General features: G+C 35.6%; 14 protein-coding genes. 9 read left to right on the top strand and 5 right to left on the bottom strand.

The window, feature by feature from the left end:
• Positions 1 to 55: 55 nt before the first annotated feature.
• Entirely contained in the window at positions 56 to 991 is a 936-nt protein-coding gene (locus ACH2CJ_RS09995; protein WP_394992542.1) for a CPBP family intramembrane glutamic endopeptidase, read from the bottom strand.
• 235 nt (positions 992 to 1,226) lie between these two features.
• Between ACH2CJ_RS09995 and dusB the strand changes: the two genes are divergently transcribed.
• From dusB to ligA, 6 genes are all read left to right on the top strand, one after another.
• Positions 1,227 to 2,255, top strand: a complete 1,029-nt coding sequence (dusB, locus tag ACH2CJ_RS09990) for a tRNA dihydrouridine synthase DusB (RefSeq protein WP_394992540.1) — start codon at positions 1,227 to 1,229, stop codon at positions 2,253 to 2,255.
• A 54-nt stretch (positions 2,256 to 2,309) separates the two neighbouring features.
• A complete protein-coding gene (locus ACH2CJ_RS09985; protein WP_394992538.1) occupies positions 2,310 to 3,200 on the top strand; it encodes a DMT family transporter in 891 nt (296 codons plus the stop codon).
• Positions 3,201 to 3,211: 11 nt separating this feature from the next.
• Positions 3,212 to 3,709 carry an acetyl-CoA carboxylase biotin carboxyl carrier protein subunit gene (locus ACH2CJ_RS09980; RefSeq protein WP_394992536.1) on the top strand — a complete coding sequence of 166 codons (498 nt, stop codon included), beginning with the start codon at positions 3,212 to 3,214 and terminating at the stop codon, positions 3,707 to 3,709.
• Positions 3,710 to 3,818: 109 nt separating this feature from the next.
• Positions 3,819 to 4,535: a UMP kinase gene (gene pyrH / locus ACH2CJ_RS09975; protein ID WP_394992534.1), complete on the top strand. Its 717-nt coding sequence runs from the start codon at positions 3,819 to 3,821 to the stop codon at positions 4,533 to 4,535.
• Between the two features lie 74 nt (positions 4,536 to 4,609).
• Positions 4,610 to 5,170 (top strand): ribosome recycling factor, encoded by a 561-nt coding sequence (frr, locus tag ACH2CJ_RS09970; protein WP_394992532.1) that lies wholly within the window; start codon positions 4,610 to 4,612, stop codon positions 5,168 to 5,170.
• 129 nt (positions 5,171 to 5,299) lie between these two features.
• The gene (ligA, locus tag ACH2CJ_RS09965) at positions 5,300 to 7,372 is read left to right on the top strand and encodes an NAD-dependent DNA ligase LigA (RefSeq protein ID WP_394992530.1); all 2,073 of its coding nucleotides are present in this window, start codon (positions 5,300 to 5,302) and stop codon (positions 7,370 to 7,372) included.
• A gap of 102 nt (positions 7,373 to 7,474) precedes the next feature.
• On the opposite strand, the gene ACH2CJ_RS09960 is transcribed toward ligA, so the two are convergent.
• Positions 7,475 to 7,810 (bottom strand): transmembrane 220 family protein, encoded by a 336-nt coding sequence (locus tag ACH2CJ_RS09960; RefSeq protein ID WP_394992528.1) that lies wholly within the window; start codon positions 7,808 to 7,810, stop codon positions 7,475 to 7,477.
• 335 nt (positions 7,811 to 8,145) lie between these two features.
• Between ACH2CJ_RS09960 and fsa the strand changes: the two genes are divergently transcribed.
• Positions 8,146 to 8,805, top strand: coding sequence for a fructose-6-phosphate aldolase (gene fsa / locus ACH2CJ_RS09955; protein WP_394992527.1), 660 nt, complete (start codon positions 8,146 to 8,148; stop codon positions 8,803 to 8,805).
• Positions 8,806 to 9,058: 253 nt separating this feature from the next.
• A complete protein-coding gene (locus tag ACH2CJ_RS09950) occupies positions 9,059 to 9,739 on the top strand; it encodes a cell division ATP-binding protein FtsE (protein WP_394992525.1) in 681 nt (226 codons plus the stop codon).
• 8 nt (positions 9,740 to 9,747) lie between these two features.
• Here the strand turns inward: ACH2CJ_RS09950 and ACH2CJ_RS09945 are convergent, their stop codons facing one another.
• The gene (locus ACH2CJ_RS09945) at positions 9,748 to 12,558 is read right to left on the bottom strand and encodes a DEAD/DEAH box helicase family protein (RefSeq protein WP_394992523.1); all 2,811 of its coding nucleotides are present in this window, start codon (positions 12,556 to 12,558) and stop codon (positions 9,748 to 9,750) included.
• A gap of 269 nt (positions 12,559 to 12,827) precedes the next feature.
• Complete coding sequence (locus ACH2CJ_RS09940) at positions 12,828 to 14,753, bottom strand: DNA methyltransferase (RefSeq protein ID WP_394992521.1); 1,926 nt, start codon at positions 14,751 to 14,753, stop codon at positions 12,828 to 12,830.
• A gap of 444 nt (positions 14,754 to 15,197) precedes the next feature.
• Here ACH2CJ_RS09940 and ACH2CJ_RS09935 point away from each other — a divergent pair, with 444 nt between their 5' ends.
• Complete coding sequence (locus tag ACH2CJ_RS09935) at positions 15,198 to 16,520, top strand: Hsp70 family protein (RefSeq protein ID WP_394992520.1); 1,323 nt, start codon at positions 15,198 to 15,200, stop codon at positions 16,518 to 16,520.
• Between the two features lie 5 nt (positions 16,521 to 16,525).
• Here the strand turns inward: ACH2CJ_RS09935 and ACH2CJ_RS09930 are convergent.
• Positions 16,526 to 16,774, bottom strand: a 249-nt coding sequence (locus ACH2CJ_RS09930) for a hypothetical protein (protein ID WP_394992518.1), incomplete at its 5' end; no start/stop codon positions are given.

Raw genomic sequence — 16,774 nt, 5'->3', positions numbered from 1 at the left:
TCGCTTAAACCATTGTCTGAATTTACTTTGATTTTCCATTAAACCTTTCAAAATTCTATACGTTCTGTGAATCCAATTCCTTTTGCTGTATGTAATTCTTGAACAAAAACATCAAACCAATAGTTGCGAGTAATGAAAAAACTACAATTGAAAGCGGAATATCGTCCATACTTTCGAGGTCGGTTTTGATGATTTTCAAGTTATATAAATACATAACGACTATTGCCAAACCATTGTTGAAAATATGGGCAAAAATTGGAACCCAAATATTTCCTGTCCAATAATATAAATAACCAAATACGACACCGAGCATCATTCGAGGTAAAATACCATAAAACTGAAAATGTATAGCAGCAAAAATAAAACCTGCGACCCAAATCGCGACATGAATATTTTTTGTTCCAAGAAATAATTTTCTCATAATTAGTCCTCTAAAAACCAACTCTTCCCCTATTCCTGCAATGACTGCAATTACCAAAAAAGCTAATAAAAACTGCCAAAATGAAGTAAAATTCGTGAAAAACTTGGTTGCTTCCGCTAATTTATTTTCCATTTCTTTTAGTATTGCTTCCAAACCTTTCAAGGCTTCTGGAAAAACAATATTTTGATTAAGTTCTTGTAACCAACCATTAAAACCCATAAAAGCAATTTCTATCAAAACTACCATTCCAAAAACCTGAATTTGGGGCAGAGGTTTAAAATTCAAGTCTTCCCATTGCTTTTTCTCAATAATTCGCCAGTAAAACCACGCTATCCCTACAAAACCTGCTAAAGAACCTAATCCCTGCCCCAAAATCATCCCTATCCAAGCATTGGGCAGTTTACTAAAATCGCCTCCACTGCTCATCATATCTTGCAAGGATGCACCAGCCGCTACCATTACCAAAATTTGAATGAGACTTCCGACAAAAAGAAAACCAACAAGAAAAAGCCCAATAATAATTAAAAGCGACGACGACGCAGGATTTTCACGAGAATCAACAAGTTTCATAGCGTATTTTTTTGTAATTTTGTGGTAAAATTATTGAGTAATTTGCTCATTCGCAATATTTAATCGGCTTTTAGCTTTTAATCATTGACTTTTAACGAACCGTTTTTGTCTATTTTAGGTTGAATAAAATTGATAGCTGTTTAGAGTATAAACCCCAAACGGAAATATCGAAACTATAAATAGATTGAAGTTTCAAACTGCAATCTGCGACAAAATAAACTAAAAATTATAAATTTTGGTAAAAATAGGTAACATAGAACTTGGCGATTTTCCGCTTTTACTCGCTCCGATGGAAGATGTGAGCGACCCACCTTTTCGCTTAGTTTGTAAAGAAAACGGGGCAGATTTGATGTACACCGAATTCATTTCTTCCGAAGGCTTGATTCGTAATGCAGCTAAAAGTGTACATAAATTAGATATTTTTGAGTATGAACGCCCCATCGGTATTCAACTTTTTGGTAGTGATGTAGATACAATGGGCGAATGCTCACGCATTGCCACTGCCGCAAAGCCCGACTTGATTGATATAAATTATGGATGTCCAGTAAAAAACGTTGCCTGTAAAGGTGCAGGAGCGGCACTTTTACAAGATATTCCGAAGATGGCAGCAATGACAGCCGCCGTGGTAAAAGCTACGCATTTGCCAGTTACAGTAAAAACTCGTTTGGGCTGGAGTGAAGAAACAAAAAACGTTGGAGAAGTTGCTGAACGTTTACAAGACGTTGGTATTCAGGCACTTACAGTACACGGTCGCACACGAGCTCAAATGTATAAAGGTGATGCAGACTGGACATTGATTGCTAAAATCAAAGAAAATCCACGCATACATATTCCAATTTTTGGCAACGGCGATATTGATTCACCCGAAAAAGCATTAGACTACAAAAATCGGTTTGGCTTAGATGGCATCATGATTGGGCGAGCCGCCATTGGTTATCCTTGGATTTTCAACGAAATTAAACATTATTTCAAAACTGGTCATCATTTACCTTCGCCAAGCATCTCCCAAAGAGTTGAAGCCACACGTAAACATCTCGCTTTTTCGATTCGTTGGAAAGGTGACAGACTCGGAATTTTGGAAATGAGAAGACATTACAGCAATTATTTTAAAGGCTTACCCAATTTCAAAGAATATCGCATGCGTTTGGTTTATTCGCTCGAATGGCAAGAAATTTCTGATATTCTCGACGAAATTACCATAGTTTACGATGGATATCTGCTTGAAAAACAACTTGTTAAGGTCGAATATGCTGGCATAGATTAACCGTACGACGGGTTAGGAAATCCGTTCTACAAAATCACTTCAAAAACCAACCACGTGAATAAAAACACATTTACAAATCCTGAAAACAAAACCCTCATTTCTTGGCTATTACTATGTCTGTTGGCTACCATGTGGGGTTCTTCCTTTCTTATTATCAAAAAAAGCCTTGATGTTTTTACACCTATTCAGATTGCAACCGTCAGAATTATGTCGGCAGGAATAGTCTTTTTACCTTGGATAATTTCTGCCAGAAAAAAATATCCAGTCGAAAAAACGAAATATTTCTTGTGGTCAGGTTTACTTGGTTATTTCCTGCCTGCATTTTTATTTGCTTTTGCAGGAAGTAAGATAGATAGCTCACTATCAGGCACTTTAAACTCTGCTACTCCCCTATTTGTACTGATTGTTGGAGCTATTTTCTTCCAACAAATAATTAAACGTTGGCAAGTTGCAGGACTTGTTTTAGGTTTCGTAGGAAGTATAATTTTAGTACTTTCTTCGAGCAAAGATGGGCTTTCATTTGCCAATACTTATGCTCTTTTAATCATTATTGCCTCACTTATGTATGGTTTTAATGTAAATATTGTAGGCAAACATTTAAGCGGAATCAATGCTATCTTGCTCAGTGCTTGGACGCTGTTTACGGTGGCAATTTTATCAGCAATTATCCTTTTTTCGACAGACTTTTTATCAAGAGTAAATGCCGAAAACCTAAATCCTTTATTATTACTTATACTTCTGGGTGCTATCAATTCGGGACTTGCTGCCATTATATTTAACTATGTTTTGCAGATTACTTCGCCTGTATTTGCCTCGTCAGTTACCTATTTAATACCCGTCGTAGCCACGCTCATGGGCTTTATTGATGGTGAATCTATATCATTTTTACATTATTTTGGTATGATAATTATTTTGATTGGTGTATATTTGATAAATAAAAAATAATCTTTTCAGCCATGCTAAAAGCCCAAATTAATGATAGTAGTTTTGAGATTTCGGAAGGAAAAGAGCAGATTCTATTAAACAACGAGCCTTTTTCTTGGGATTTACGCCAAATTTCAGACAAAGATTTTCATATTTTGAAAGATAATAAATCGTATAATGCCGAACTCGTAGAGGCCAATTATGCTGAAAAAATCTTCAAACTAAAAATCAATGGCACAATTCACACCATTAATCTGAAAGACCGTACAGATTTGCTTTTAGAAAAGATGGGTATTCATAATACTACATCTACAAAACTCAATAACCTGAAAGCACCAATGCCTGGACTTATTTATGAAATAAAGGCAACAGTCGGCGATGAAGTAAAAAAAGGCGATGTTTTATTGATTTTGGTAGCCATGAAAATGGAAAACGCTATCAAAGCAGCAGGTGATGGAAAAATCAAAACCATCAAAGTAAACATAGGTGATAGTGTAGAAAAAGGGCAATTAATTATTGAATTTGAGTAAAAGTATTCTTTAGTTTTGCACTTACCAGTAGAGAAATTCGGAGAATTGTTATACAAATTTTCCAATCTCAAAATTTTAAACATAACTTTGCCTCAAAATATCCAGCCTAATGTCTGAACTCAAATATAAGCGAATCCTACTCAAACTCAGCGGCGAAGCCCTCAACGGTGGCGACAAAAGCCAAATTATTAACTCCGATATTCTTTCGCAGTATGCTCAAGAAATTAAATCTATTGTAGATGCAGGTTGCCAAGTGGCTATTGTGATTGGCGGTGGAAACATTTTTCGTGGAGCAAGCCTAAGCCCTGGCATTGACCGTGAACAAGGCGATTATATGGGCATGATTGCCACTGTAATCAACGGAATGGCCGTGCAAAGTGCTTTAGAAAAAATAGGACTTTTCACCCGTTTGATGTCAGCTATTAAAATGGAACAAGTGGCTGAGCCTTTTATTCGCCGTAAAGCTATTAGACATTTAGAAAAAGGTAGAGTCGTAATTTTAGGAGCTGGCACTGGAAATCCTTACTTTTCAACCGATTCGGGCGGAGCATTAAGAGCCAATGAATTGGGCGTTGACGTGCTGCTAAAAGGTACAAGCGTAGATGGCGTTTATACAGCTGACCCAAAGAAAGACCCAACTGCTACAAAATACGCTAAAATAGGCTACGACGAAGCAATCAATAAAAACTTGAAAGTCATGGACTTAACGGCGTTTGCTCTTTGTAAAGAAAACAAAATGCCAATCATTGTTTTTGACATGAACGTAGCAGAAAACCTCATGAGAGTAGTGAAAGGTGAAGATGTAGGTACGCTTGTGGGAGATTGAATATCAATCGTTTAAAATAAAATCACGAAGTTTACAAATCAAAATAATTAATTGATTTTAGAAACATTTTAACAATGGAAGAAATAGAATTAGTTCTGGAAATGTCGAAAGATACGATGGATCGTGCCTTGAAACATACGCAAATCGAACTCTCAAAAATCAGAGCTGGGCGTGCCACTGCCCAAATGCTCGATGGTATTATGGTTGAGTATTACGGTTCACCAACGCCATTATCACAAGTTGCGTCAATCAGCACGCCCGACGCACGCACAATTTCGTTAAGACCCTTTGAGCGAAAACTCATTAGCGACATTGAGCGTGCTATTATAAATTCAAATATTGGACTTTCGCCAGCCAATGATGGAGAAAATATTCGTTTGAATATTCCGCCAATGACCGAAGAAAGACGTAGAGATTTAGTAAAAAAAGCTAAAAATGAAATTGAAGTGGCTCGAGTAAACATTCGTAAAGTTCGCCAAGAAGCAAATGATGAGTTGAGAAAAATACAAAAAGACGGAGGCTCTGAAGATGAAGTAAAAAAAGCCGAAGAGCGTATCCAAAAAATGACCGATGGTTATATTCAAAAAGCAGAACAATTAATGTCTGACAAAGAACGAGACATAATGAGTGTATAAATTTGTAACACAAAGTTCCAATTTATTGGTAATAATACCCAAAAACCTACTTTGAAGTAGGTTTTTTTGTTGATATTTGTTTTAAATTTGAAACCGAAATACCCCTCAATCATTTCAAGCATTATTAAAATGACCTCTGCCGAAAAAATCTCCCAACTAACCGAAACACTGAATCATTATAACCAACGCTACTATATGGATAGCATTTCGGAAATTTCTGACCAAGAATTTGACTTATTGTTAAAAGAATTGGAAAATCTCGAAGTTCAATATCCTGCCCTAAAATTACCCGAATCACCAACACACCGAGTTGGTGGAACAATTACCAAAAACTTCGCCAGTGTAGAGCATCGTTTTCCTATGCTTTCGTTGGCAAATACTTATAACGAACAAGAGCTAATAGACTTTGACGAAAGAGTGAGAAAAGGACTTAATGGCGAAGCCTACGAATATATCTGTGAACTAAAATTTGATGGAATTTCACTCTCATTGACTTACGAAAATGGCGTTTTTGTGCGTGGTGTAACTCGTGGAGACGGCGTACGAGGCGATGATATTACAAACAATGTAAAAACTATTCGTACAATACCATTGAAAGTAACGACTCAATTGCCTATTGAGGAAATGGGACTTTTTGAAGTTCGTGGCGAAGGCTTTCTCCCTTATTCTTCATTTGAAAAAATGAATGCTGATGCCGAAGCAGCTGGCGAAGAAAGTTATGCCAATGCACGAAATGCAGCATCGGGAAGTTTCAAATTGCAAGATTCTGCCGAAGTTGCCAGACGTGGTTTAGATGCGTATGTTTATCAATTTTTATCAGATAAAGAAGTATTTACCACCCACGAAGAAAGCCTAATTGCTCTCAAAAGTTTAGGATTTAATGTTTCACCAACTTGGCAAAAATGTGTTAATATAGCAGCCGTTATGAATTATATCGCCTTTTGGGGTGAAAAACGTTTTACACTTCCACTGGCTACCGATGGCATTGTGATAAAACTCAATTCGATTGCTCAAAGGGAAGAATTAGGCTATACTGCCAAAAGTCCTCGCTGGGCAATTGCCTACAAATACAAAGCCGAGTCGAAACCCGCGATTTTGAAAGCGGTAACCTACCAAGTGGGTCGCACAGGAGCAATTACGCCAGTAGCTGAATTAGATAACGAAAAGCAAAACAATAAAGGCATTCATTTGTCAGGAACAACCGTCAAGCGTGCATCATTGCACAATGCCAATGAAATCGAACGTCTTGATTTGAGAATTGGTGATACTGTTTTTGTAGAAAAAGGTGGCGAAATTATTCCGAAAGTTACGAGTGTCGATATTTCTAAAAGAAATATGTTCGCACAGCCAATAGTTTACCCGACTATTTGCCCCGAATGTGGAGCAACACTCACTCGAAAAGAAAGCGAAGCCAATCATTACTGCCCTAACGAAAAAGGTTGTCCGCCACAAATTCGAGGAAAAATCGAGCATTTTATTCACCGAAAAGCCATGAATATCGATAGTTTGGGTGAAGGAAAAATCGAATTATTGTACGACAAAGGCTTGGTCAGAGATGTTACCGACCTTTATGATTTGACTCACGAAAAATTGTTTGGACTCGAAAAAATAACCGAAGATGAACTAACGGGAAAAGTCAGAAAGATTGGTTTCAAGGAAAAAACAGTACAAAATATTCTGGAAGGCATCGAGAAATCGAAGCAAGTACCATTCAAACAAGTGCTTTTTGGCATTGGCATTCGATATGTGGGAGCAACTGTTGCCGAAAAACTAGCAAGCTTTTTCAAAAACATTGATAACATCAAAAATGCCGATTACGAAACACTCCGCACTGCTCCAGAAATTGGCGATAAGATTGCTCTCAGTGTTATAGAATACTTTCAAAACCCTGAAAATCAAACATTTATCGAAAAACTTCGTTTGGCTGGGCTACAATTTTCAGCCCACGATGAAGTAAGAGAAATTGAAAGTGAAAGCTTAATTGGTAAGACTTTTCTTTACACAGGTACATTTGCCAACTTCGAGCGTGAAGCCCTCGAACAGAAAATTGAAGCCAATGGAGGAAAAGTAGTCAGTGGCGTATCAGGCAAATTAGATTTTCTGATTGTGGGCGAAAAGCCCGGTTCTTCCAAAATAGAAAAAGCCAAAAAACTCAACGTAACAATGATTTCAGAAGACGAGTTTTTGGCGATGTTATCATAGATTCAAGATACTGGATTTGAGAAATTAGACAAAAACAAAATTAATGATATTATCAAAACGCTTTAATTAATTTCTCGAATCCCCTATCTCGTATCTCAAATCTTATTTCAAAGCACCACAAATCCACATTGCTATTGTGCAGCAACCCAAGCCGAGCGATTCTCTGCCTAATTCGATATTGAGTGTTTTCATACCTAATTGATTAAGCCATACGCCTTCCCAAGCAGGAGGAAATTGATTGATTGCCCACATCAAAAATAGCAAGCCAACAGTAAAATACATTACTTTTTCGCCCTTTCCTTGTAATTTATAATAGCACAAAAAAACAGGAATTAAGTAAGTAGGAATCCAAATATAAGGATCGGGGTCGTTGTACTGTACACCAGTAAAATATAAAAACACAATAATAAAAAACCAAAGAATAATTTTCTGAAACATGACTTGTAATGTAATTGGTTAGGAATAATTCATCAAATCAAGTCAAAAAAATGCGTATGTTCAAGTTAAAAATAGTTTTTTCTGGCAATTTTAATAAAACGTTTGCTGTCGTATCAAATTTTCCGTACCTTTGTACTGGCAAATTACCAGCTCCTGCTGAATCCCCCAGGTCTTGACCGAAGCAAGGGTACTGTGGTCGAGCGGTGAATTTGCCTTTTTTTTTGATATTTCTGCATCTAAGTATATAAAGTAGTTTTCTTGTTTTTAATAAACCCCAAGACTTGAAAACTCCTAACAAAAATCCCCTTTAAGGGGCCGGGGGTCTATTTAATTCCATGAAATTTTTTATTGATACTGCTTCGCTTAAAGACATTCAAGAAGCCCAAGACCTTGGCGTTCTTGATGGTGTTACAACCAACCCTTCGCTTATGGCAAAAGAAGGTATTTCTGGAAAAAACAATATCTTGCGTCATTACAAAGCGATTTGTGAGATAGTTGATGGCGATGTAAGTGCCGAAGTTATCTCAACTGATTTTGCAGGAATGATTGCTGAAGGCGAAGAATTGGCAGAAATTGACGAGCAAATCGTGGTAAAAGTGCCAATGATAAAAGACGGTATCAAAGCCATTAAATATTTTTCGGAAAGAGGTATTAAAACTAACTGTACCTTGGTGTTTTCGGCAGGTCAAGCTCTTTTGGCTGCCAAAGCGGGTGCAACGTATGTTTCTCCTTTTGTAGGTCGTTTAGATGATATTTCATCTGATGGTATGATTTTGATTGAAGATATCCGCTTAATTTATGACAATTATGGCTACGAAACACAAATTTTAGCTGCTTCGGTTCGCCATCCTTTACATATCATTCAATGTGCTAAATTAGGAGCTGACGTCATGACAGGCCCTCTTTCAGCTATTCTTGCCTTGATGAATCACCCATTGACCGATTCAGGCTTGGCAAAATTTTTAGCCGATTTCGCTAAAGCAAACGCAAAATAATTTTTTGGTTTCTAAATTTCTGAACAGTCCACCATAGCGGTTCTTATTAGTTTACATCTCTAAGAGGTTATTTTAAGTTTTTTGATTTTGGCTTAAAATGACATTTTTTTGCCAGCAAAAAAACTCAAACAACCTCTAGGTCAGTATAACCAACCGTAATGGACTGGTGCAGCTCGATGAAAGAATTCTGGATTTAGTTATTTTTTTCAGAATTCAGAACTCTAAACTAATGCGGCGAACCGCTCAGAACTCTATGGATTCAGTCATTTCACTTCAAAATGCATATATTTACCAACGAGAACAATTAGTCTTGTCGGGAGTGAATTTTAGTATTCAAAAAGGAGAATTTGTTTATTTGATTGGGCGGACTGGTAGTGGAAAATCTTCTCTTTTACAAACACTTTACGCCGACCTTTGGTTGGAAAAAGGCACTGGTAGTGTTGCTGGGTATGAACTTCATGCCTTAAAGCACTCCGAGATTCCTTATTTGAGAAGAAATATTGGCATCGTTTTTCAAGATTTTCAGTTATTAAGCGACCGAAATATTGAAAAAAACCTTCGTTTTTATTTAAAAGCAATGGGTTGGACCGAAAAAGATGGTGTAAATGAGCGAATATTAGAAGTTTTAAATTTAGTGAGTTTACCACATATTCTTGAAAAAATGCCACACCAACTCTCTGGTGGTGAGCAACAACGTGTGGGTATTGCAAGAGCATTACTTAATAAACCTGATATTCTACTTGCCGACGAACCAACGGGAAATCTCGACCCCGAAATGTCAGTCGAAATTTTGAAACTTTTCCTCGACATCAACGAAAAATCAAGTACCGCAGTGCTAATGGCAACCCATGATTTTGAATTGATTGAACGCTTCCCTCACCGCACACTTTATTGCGATAAAGGCGAAGTACGAGATTTATCGAAGAGTATTTAGGCTATAAATTATACAATTTCTGTTGCTAAGTATTCTTTAACTTTTGCTTTAAAATCTAAACTGCTTTTTTGGTTATAAAGAGGTAAACCTATCAATCTAAAATCATTGTTTTCTATTTTTAGGTTGCCAGTAATGCTGTATTTTTCTGTTATTTCTTGCAAAAATTTCTCTTTCCAACCTTCTTTTCCTTTTTCAAAAAGATTATCTTCATCTTTAAATTGGTCGCCTTTTGGCTCGATAAATACTTGATAGTAAAGGTTTTGTGCATTTTGCTTTAAAAGTAGTATAAAATCTGGTTGAAAACCTTTGCCAGTTTTGAAATCGTAAATTGTATAAACTCCCTCGTTTCTCAAAAATTGAACTTCATCATATTTATTTTCAAAATTACCCATGACGGTTTTCAAAAAATCCATCAACTTTTGCTCTTCGCTTGTGCCATGAAAAGCATTGGATACATACCAGTTTTTGGCGATTAATTCGGCTTCTAATTGTGTATTTTTTTCGTCTAATATGACCGCCTTTGGTTTTTCTGGAAATAATTTTATCAATTTTTCAGCACTAAATTCTGAGCCGATGTATGGATTAGAAATTTGCTTTAATTCATTACCCAATTTCTCAAAAAAACGAACGAGTAGTTTGAGTTTTTGTTCATTTGGAATATTTTGCAGATTTTCTTCTTTTGTTAATCCACCATTATAGCTTGTTTTTACCATCAAAACATCAATTTTTAAACTTCCAAAAAATTTATCGTCCAAAACTTCATCCATTGATGTAATTTCTAATTCTTCTTTCAAATGACAAAACCTAAATATCGAATTGTCTTTTCGTGCTTGGATATTAAGTGCCTTGCGAATAATGTGCGTTTCAAAGGTTTTTAATTTTGTACCAATAGTCGTAAAATCACTATTGCCCGAATCGTACCTTATTTTGTCGGCTTCGTCTTTTTCTAAACGAATGTTCGTTTCATTGATAGCAAGATTTTCAATTTTGTAAGCAAATTCAAAGTCTTTATGCAATTCTGGCAACTTTCTTTTCTTCTTGTTTTTATTATCAAGGCGAGTATTTACAAAAATTTGAAAATCCTTATTTTTATCTAAAAACTCCTTTTTGAAGCCAAAAAGTTTGATAACTTTATTATCAGTCAGCCATTCTTTGTCTTTAAGTTCCTTTTTGAGTTCACTTAAATATCGCTCATCATTGTCGCTATGAAAATAAAATTCTTCTAAAACTCTTAATTCGTGGTTCAAATCACCATCAAATTTTCGTTTATTAGCTTCTTTTTCTTCAAATTTAAAAGGACAATACCGCACACCTCTACCTATCAATTGTACTTCCGAAGTGGTTGCACCGCCAGATTTGCCTTTGTTCGAACCGCCCGAATTCTGTCCTTCATAAAGCCTCACAATGTCATAAAGGTTCTGCACATCCCAACCTTCGGTGAGGCGTTGTACGGTAAAAATCGATCGGATGTGGTTTTCTTTGTCTTCCAAACTATTGAGCAGTCGGTCGGTTCCTTCGTCGGTCTTTTCTTTTTTGGTTTTGTTGGTTTTTGAGTTAGTAATGATACAATTTCGCTCATTGAAATAGTCTTGCATATAATCAATGATTTCTTTCAGCGAAATATTATTTTCAGTAATAAAACGCTTTACATCAATGATACGGCTTTGCCCTTTTTTATAAATTTCGACTTCTTCCATCAATTTTGTATCGTCAATTTCATGCAAAAAATCAAAATCTGATGATTGTAAGTCTTGTATCAAATCTTTGAAAAATACAAAATCATCTTTTGAATTATTCTGTTCGGCAATATCAACGGTTTTACTTCTAAAAAGTATGACTGGCTTGAAGTTTTGAATATTGTATTTTAAAGCAATTTTATGCCGATACCAATTAAAAAGTAAAGCCTGCAAAATGCGTTTTTTCTTATCAAAAGATGATGAAACCAAATTGATTTCTTTGGTGTAACCAGCTTTTAGAAAATCTTTTAAATCAAACTTGACAATGGTTTTTGGAAGATATTTTTTTCTTACTTGTTCATCTTCGGGAACTGTAGCAGTAAACTCCAACAAGACATTTTTATTAGTAAAATTGCTTTTTTTCGAGCCTTTGTTAAGTAATAACTCAATAACTGTATGCTCCCAACTTTTCTCAACATCATCTTGTGAAGCTCCCTCTGAAAGTTCTTTTGTAGCTAAAATCTCCAACTGAATACCTTTGTTTTTAATCGTTTTGGCATTCAAATGGTGGGCTTCATCGCCAAGCATAATGAGGTCTTTTCGCTGTAAATCTTCCAAAAAAACATTGTCTTCTTTTACTTTATAAACGTCATTATGCAAGGCATGAATAGAAGTGAATTTTATCTGTATATCATCGCTAAAATCGGCAAAAGTATTCACCTTTTTGATGCTCACCGTTTGGTCGTCAATTACGATGTTTTGAGCAAACAAATACTTATTGTGGCTTGTATTACAAAGGTTTTCTTCGGTTTTGCCTACGATATTATTCTGATTTACAAAAAAGATAAAATTTCGATAGCCTTTCTTGTAATAATACAAAATCGTGGCAGCCATTACGAGCGTTTTGCCCGCACCTGTTGCCATATTGAAAAGCAAATGAGTAGAAGCAAAATCTTCTTCTCGTTCTTTGATTGCCTCATAAGTCAAGAAATTAATTAAAGCATCTTCTTGCCATTTGAAGAGTTTATATTTGAGATTTTCGGTGATGTATGAGAAATCGGAAAGTTTGATTTTGGGAATATCTAAATCGTAAGCCTTCGCTTTTAATTCTTCAAAAAGGTATTTTTCAGGAAATAAAGACATAAAATTAGTATTTTAAATTGCCGTCTGTGCGACCCAGTCAGCTTTAGCTGGCGGTATTAGAAAGTCAAAACAAAATTGGCTTCAACCAAATCGAAAGGAAATAGCCGTTGTCATTAAGTTATAGAAAAAAGTTCGACTCCTTCAGAGTCGTAACCCAATAGTTCATTTTTGTCCCTCGAATTGCATTCGAGGCTATTCAAATTTGACCACTTCGTGGTCATAAAATCCTTAAGAACATTTGACTAAAGTCAAACGGCAATTGAAAAAAATTAATCTAACTGATAAAAATCTTTCGTCAAGGCAATGTCTTCTTTGCTCAAATCATAGCGGGCATCGTGCATATCGCTTACATTGACATAGAGTTGATTGAGGTCGAGCATCTTGGCAAAAATCTGTTTCTGTTGCTCTAAGGGCAGATTTTTAAATGCTCCTTCTTGACTGATTTTTTCTCGAAATTCTTTGATACGCACATTATAGCCCAAAAAGTATTTCTCATACATTTCTTTAAAAAACGCCATTAATGCCTCATAACTCTCTACTTTTTCTATCTTTTCTATGGCATTTTGATTATTTTTGGCAAGCTCGAGGTAGATGAATGAACTTTCAATACCTTCTTTTTCCATTACTTTCTTTACTCTGGCGGCTGTTATAGATTCTGCATAATCCATTTGTTCAACCAAAATAAATTGTCTATTTCCTCCGTCTTCTTTATTTAATTGTAAAACTGCATGAGCAGTTGTACCTGAACCTGCAAAAAAATCAAGAATTATGTCATCTTTTTGGCAACCAATTAAAAGTAAATGTTTAATTAAATTAGCTGGTTTTGAAAAACTAAAGATAGCATTACTACCAAAAAAAGATTCTATTTCTCGTGAGGCTTCATCATTTGTAGCAATATTATCAAGCCATGTATTTGGAATTTGTCCTTCAAGTTCATATAAAAATATTTTAATTCTTGGCATACCTTGACCATCTTTAGGAATGACTAATCTATTTTCTGCTACGTATCTATCAAAAGTAGCTTGTGAACAACTCCATTTTGCAGTAATCGCCCTTCCATTAGGCATTTTCAAGGTATATTCCTTATTACTTGAATTAGCAGGTCTTGCTAATGGTCCAGTTTGATAAACACCCCTTGAATCTTTGTCTGGATTTGAAAAAGTTTTTTTAATAAATTCGTCTGAATATGGAATTTTATTTATTTTCGTTTCAGATTTGTTTTTTGATATACAAATGATAAAGTCATGAACTGGTGCAATATATTTTGCAAGATTTGCCTGTGTTTTTCGCCTTCTCCAAATAAAATTTGCTAAAAAATTATCTTTCTTGAAAACCTCGTCACAGATAATCTTTAAATAAGCTTGTTCAGAATCATCACAACTAATAAATATAAATCCATCTTCTCTCAATAATTCTCTCGCTACTTCTAAGCGATTTTTCATAAAAGTGAGCCAAGATGAATGATTAAAATTATCATTATAAGCAAAACTATCGTTACCAGTATTATACGGTGGGTCTATATAAATTAGCTTCACTGTGCCTCTAAACTCATGCTTTAAACTATGCAAAGCCAATAAATTATTGCCTTTTATAATCAAATTATCAGTAATTCTGTCATTTTCATCTCTGTTAAAACTCTCTATTTGTTCATCTCCTTCTCTTGTATAGCATTTTATTTTTGTAAATGCCTTTGGTTCAAAAAGTCTATCAATTTCATCACGAGCCAATATTTGATTGAAGAAAACCTCTTTTCGTTTAGCTTTTTTCTCTACATAATCGCCCGCTTGTATGTCATACTCAAAATAAATATCAGTCCCTTCTTCGGTGCTTTGTCCACCTTCCAACACACAATCTTTGTACGGAAAATTCAGCACAACGTCCGACGTTTCACGCAATAATCGACTACCAAAACTCAACCCGATTTTGTTTTCGTATTGCGTATAGCTATTGTCAATCTTGTTTTCGTCCAAAAAAAACTTAAAGTCCGATTGCTTGAAAACAAACACATCTTTGATTTGTAAAAAGAATTTTTCTCGTGTTTGTGCCTCATCAATTAGCAATTCGATGAGTTGCGAGTCTAAATTATTGGCAAATTCATGCACAATATTGATGAGCAGTTCCCCCTGTTCGTCAATCAAACGAGCATCGGTTTTTAGTAGATTTGTAAGGATTTCTTTAAAGTTTTGAAGCGGCATTTCGGAGGTATTTTCAGATTGAAAACCCCGAGGTTCGTAGGGCAGAAAAGGCAAAAAAATAGGGCGGAACCTCTGCTATAATTTTCCAGTAATTCTGAGGCATCACCAAACGCCCAACCAAGAACTGAAATAAAACAGCAAGAAGAACACACCCATAGGGTGCGTCCGACTCAACTGTTTCTCTCTCGGTCTGGTAAATTTTGGTGATTTTCAGAATTAAGAAACTGTTTAGCAACGCTAATATTTTATGTATTTATTTTGTTTTTTATTCGATAAAGGTGGTTTTTTTGCAAAGATGCGAAAATCTGGGTGATAAAAAAAATGGAGGAATTAAACCTGCAAGGTCTGAAAAGACGGGGTTCCCAAGACCTTACAGTTTTTTTAGATTAAGGAAACCATTTTGAGCAATCATCTGTTATATAAAGCCACATTTAAAAGTAACACATGAGTAAATATATTTACGGTATTGATTTTGGTACTACAAATTCGGCATTAGCCATTCTTGACACAGAAACAAATAATTTAGTCAAACTTTTCACAATCCCTTCTCTCCTATTTTTTCCAGAGCAGGACGCTGCCCGGCAGGACGCTGCCCGGCAGGACGCTGCCCGACCTACAAAGCCCAAAGAACAAGTTGTTCCGACAGTTGGAAATGAAGCTATTTCGCTTTATGTGCAGAACCGAATGCGTGGCCGGTTTATGAAATCTATCAAAAAGGTTTTACCAAATAAAAGTTTTATTGATACAAAAATTGGGTCGAAAAGTTATCGAGCAGAAGATTTGGTGGCTTTGATTTTGATACATTTGAAGAAATTGGCCGATGATTTTATTGGAGAAAACATCACAACAGCAGTTATTGGCAGACCCGTTGTTTTTGACGAAAATCCAGAAAAAGATGCTTTGGCACAAGAAAGGCTATCTAAGGCAGCACAAATTGCAGGTTTTGAAAGTTTCTTTTTTCAAATGGAGCCTATCGGTGCAGCATTTACTTATGAACGTCAAATAGAAAAACAAGAACTAGTTTTAGTTGCCGATTTTGGAGGTGGCACTTCCGACTTTTCGTTGATGCGACTCAATCCTGACGCAATTCATCAGGCAGACAGACAAGCCGATATGCTTGCCCAAGGTGGTATTTATATTGGTGGCGATAGTTTCGATTCGGATATTATGTGGCACAAAGGCACACCACATTTTGGTAGAGGTGTTAAAGAAGAGTTTACGCCAGGAAAACCTCTTGATTTGCCTTTGTCGTACTTTCATAATATTTGCTCGTGGGAACGAATGAACTTTTTGGATTCGTTGCGGATGCGAATCAGTATTAATAAATCTTATAATTTTTCGGGGAAAGATTATCGTGTAAAAAACCTTCAAACACTCATTGAAGCTAACTTAGGCTATGTACTTTTTAAGCAAATAGAAAAAGTTAAAATCGACCTTACAGCAATTGATAACGCTATTTTGGAGTTTAATGAACATGAAATAAGTATCGACGAACCCATTTCGATTCAAGATTTTGAAAATGAAATTATTGATAAAAATGTACAGAAAATTGAAAACTATCTACAAGAGTTTTTGAGTCAAAACCAGATAAATAACAAAGATATTGATGTAGTATTTATGACTGGCGGAACATCATTGGTACGACCGCTAAGGAATATTTTTGTTAAGCGTTTTGGCGAAAATATCATCAAATCAGGCGATAATTTCAATAGTGTTGCCATGGGTTTAGCATATAGTTATAAGATGCTATCTGAAGCGGTTTTATGAAATATTTACATAAAGCCAGTAAGCCCTATTTTGATTATAATCTGATTAGTAGGCATAACAACTTGTTTATATGAAACCACATAAGCACTGTTAATACTTACTGAATTTCGTTTAATAATCTTCGTAGCATCAGCTTGTTGATAATACAAACCAACATCTAAATAAGCATTTTTTAATTGCCCTGTCAATTTCATTCCAACACCTACTCCAACACCATAATTAGGTGTGATTTTACTAAACCCCTCAAATACTTG

It is taken from the genome of Emticicia sp. (genome assembly GCF_043780375.1).
GTDB lineage: Bacteria > Bacteroidota > Bacteroidia > Cytophagales > Spirosomataceae > Emticicia.
The sequence above is the reverse complement of the archived record's forward strand: the minus strand, read 5'-3'. Positions and strand labels throughout refer to the sequence as shown.

Excerpts from the sequence above, each read along its gene's own strand:
- ACH2CJ_RS09995 (WP_394992542.1), bottom strand. The coding sequence starts at position 991 with ATGAAACTTGTTGATTCTCGTGAAAATCCTGCGTCGTCGTCGCTTTTA.
- ACH2CJ_RS09980 (WP_394992536.1), top strand. The coding sequence starts at position 3,212 with ATGCTAAAAGCCCAAATTAATGATAGTAGTTTTGAGATTTCGGAAGGA.
- pyrH (WP_394992534.1), top strand. The coding sequence starts at position 3,819 with ATGTCTGAACTCAAATATAAGCGAATCCTACTCAAACTCAGCGGCGAA.
- frr (WP_394992532.1), top strand. The coding sequence starts at position 4,610 with ATGGAAGAAATAGAATTAGTTCTGGAAATGTCGAAAGATACGATGGAT.
- ligA (WP_394992530.1), top strand. The coding sequence starts at position 5,300 with ATGACCTCTGCCGAAAAAATCTCCCAACTAACCGAAACACTGAATCAT.
- ACH2CJ_RS09960 (WP_394992528.1), bottom strand. The coding sequence starts at position 7,810 with ATGTTTCAGAAAATTATTCTTTGGTTTTTTATTATTGTGTTTTTATAT.
- fsa (WP_394992527.1), top strand. The coding sequence starts at position 8,146 with ATGAAATTTTTTATTGATACTGCTTCGCTTAAAGACATTCAAGAAGCC.
- ACH2CJ_RS09950 (WP_394992525.1), top strand. The coding sequence starts at position 9,059 with ATGGATTCAGTCATTTCACTTCAAAATGCATATATTTACCAACGAGAA.
- ACH2CJ_RS09945 (WP_394992523.1), bottom strand. The coding sequence starts at position 12,558 with ATGTCTTTATTTCCTGAAAAATACCTTTTTGAAGAATTAAAAGCGAAG.
- ACH2CJ_RS09940 (WP_394992521.1), bottom strand. The coding sequence starts at position 14,753 with ATGCCGCTTCAAAACTTTAAAGAAATCCTTACAAATCTACTAAAAACC.
- ACH2CJ_RS09935 (WP_394992520.1), top strand. The coding sequence starts at position 15,198 with ATGAGTAAATATATTTACGGTATTGATTTTGGTACTACAAATTCGGCA.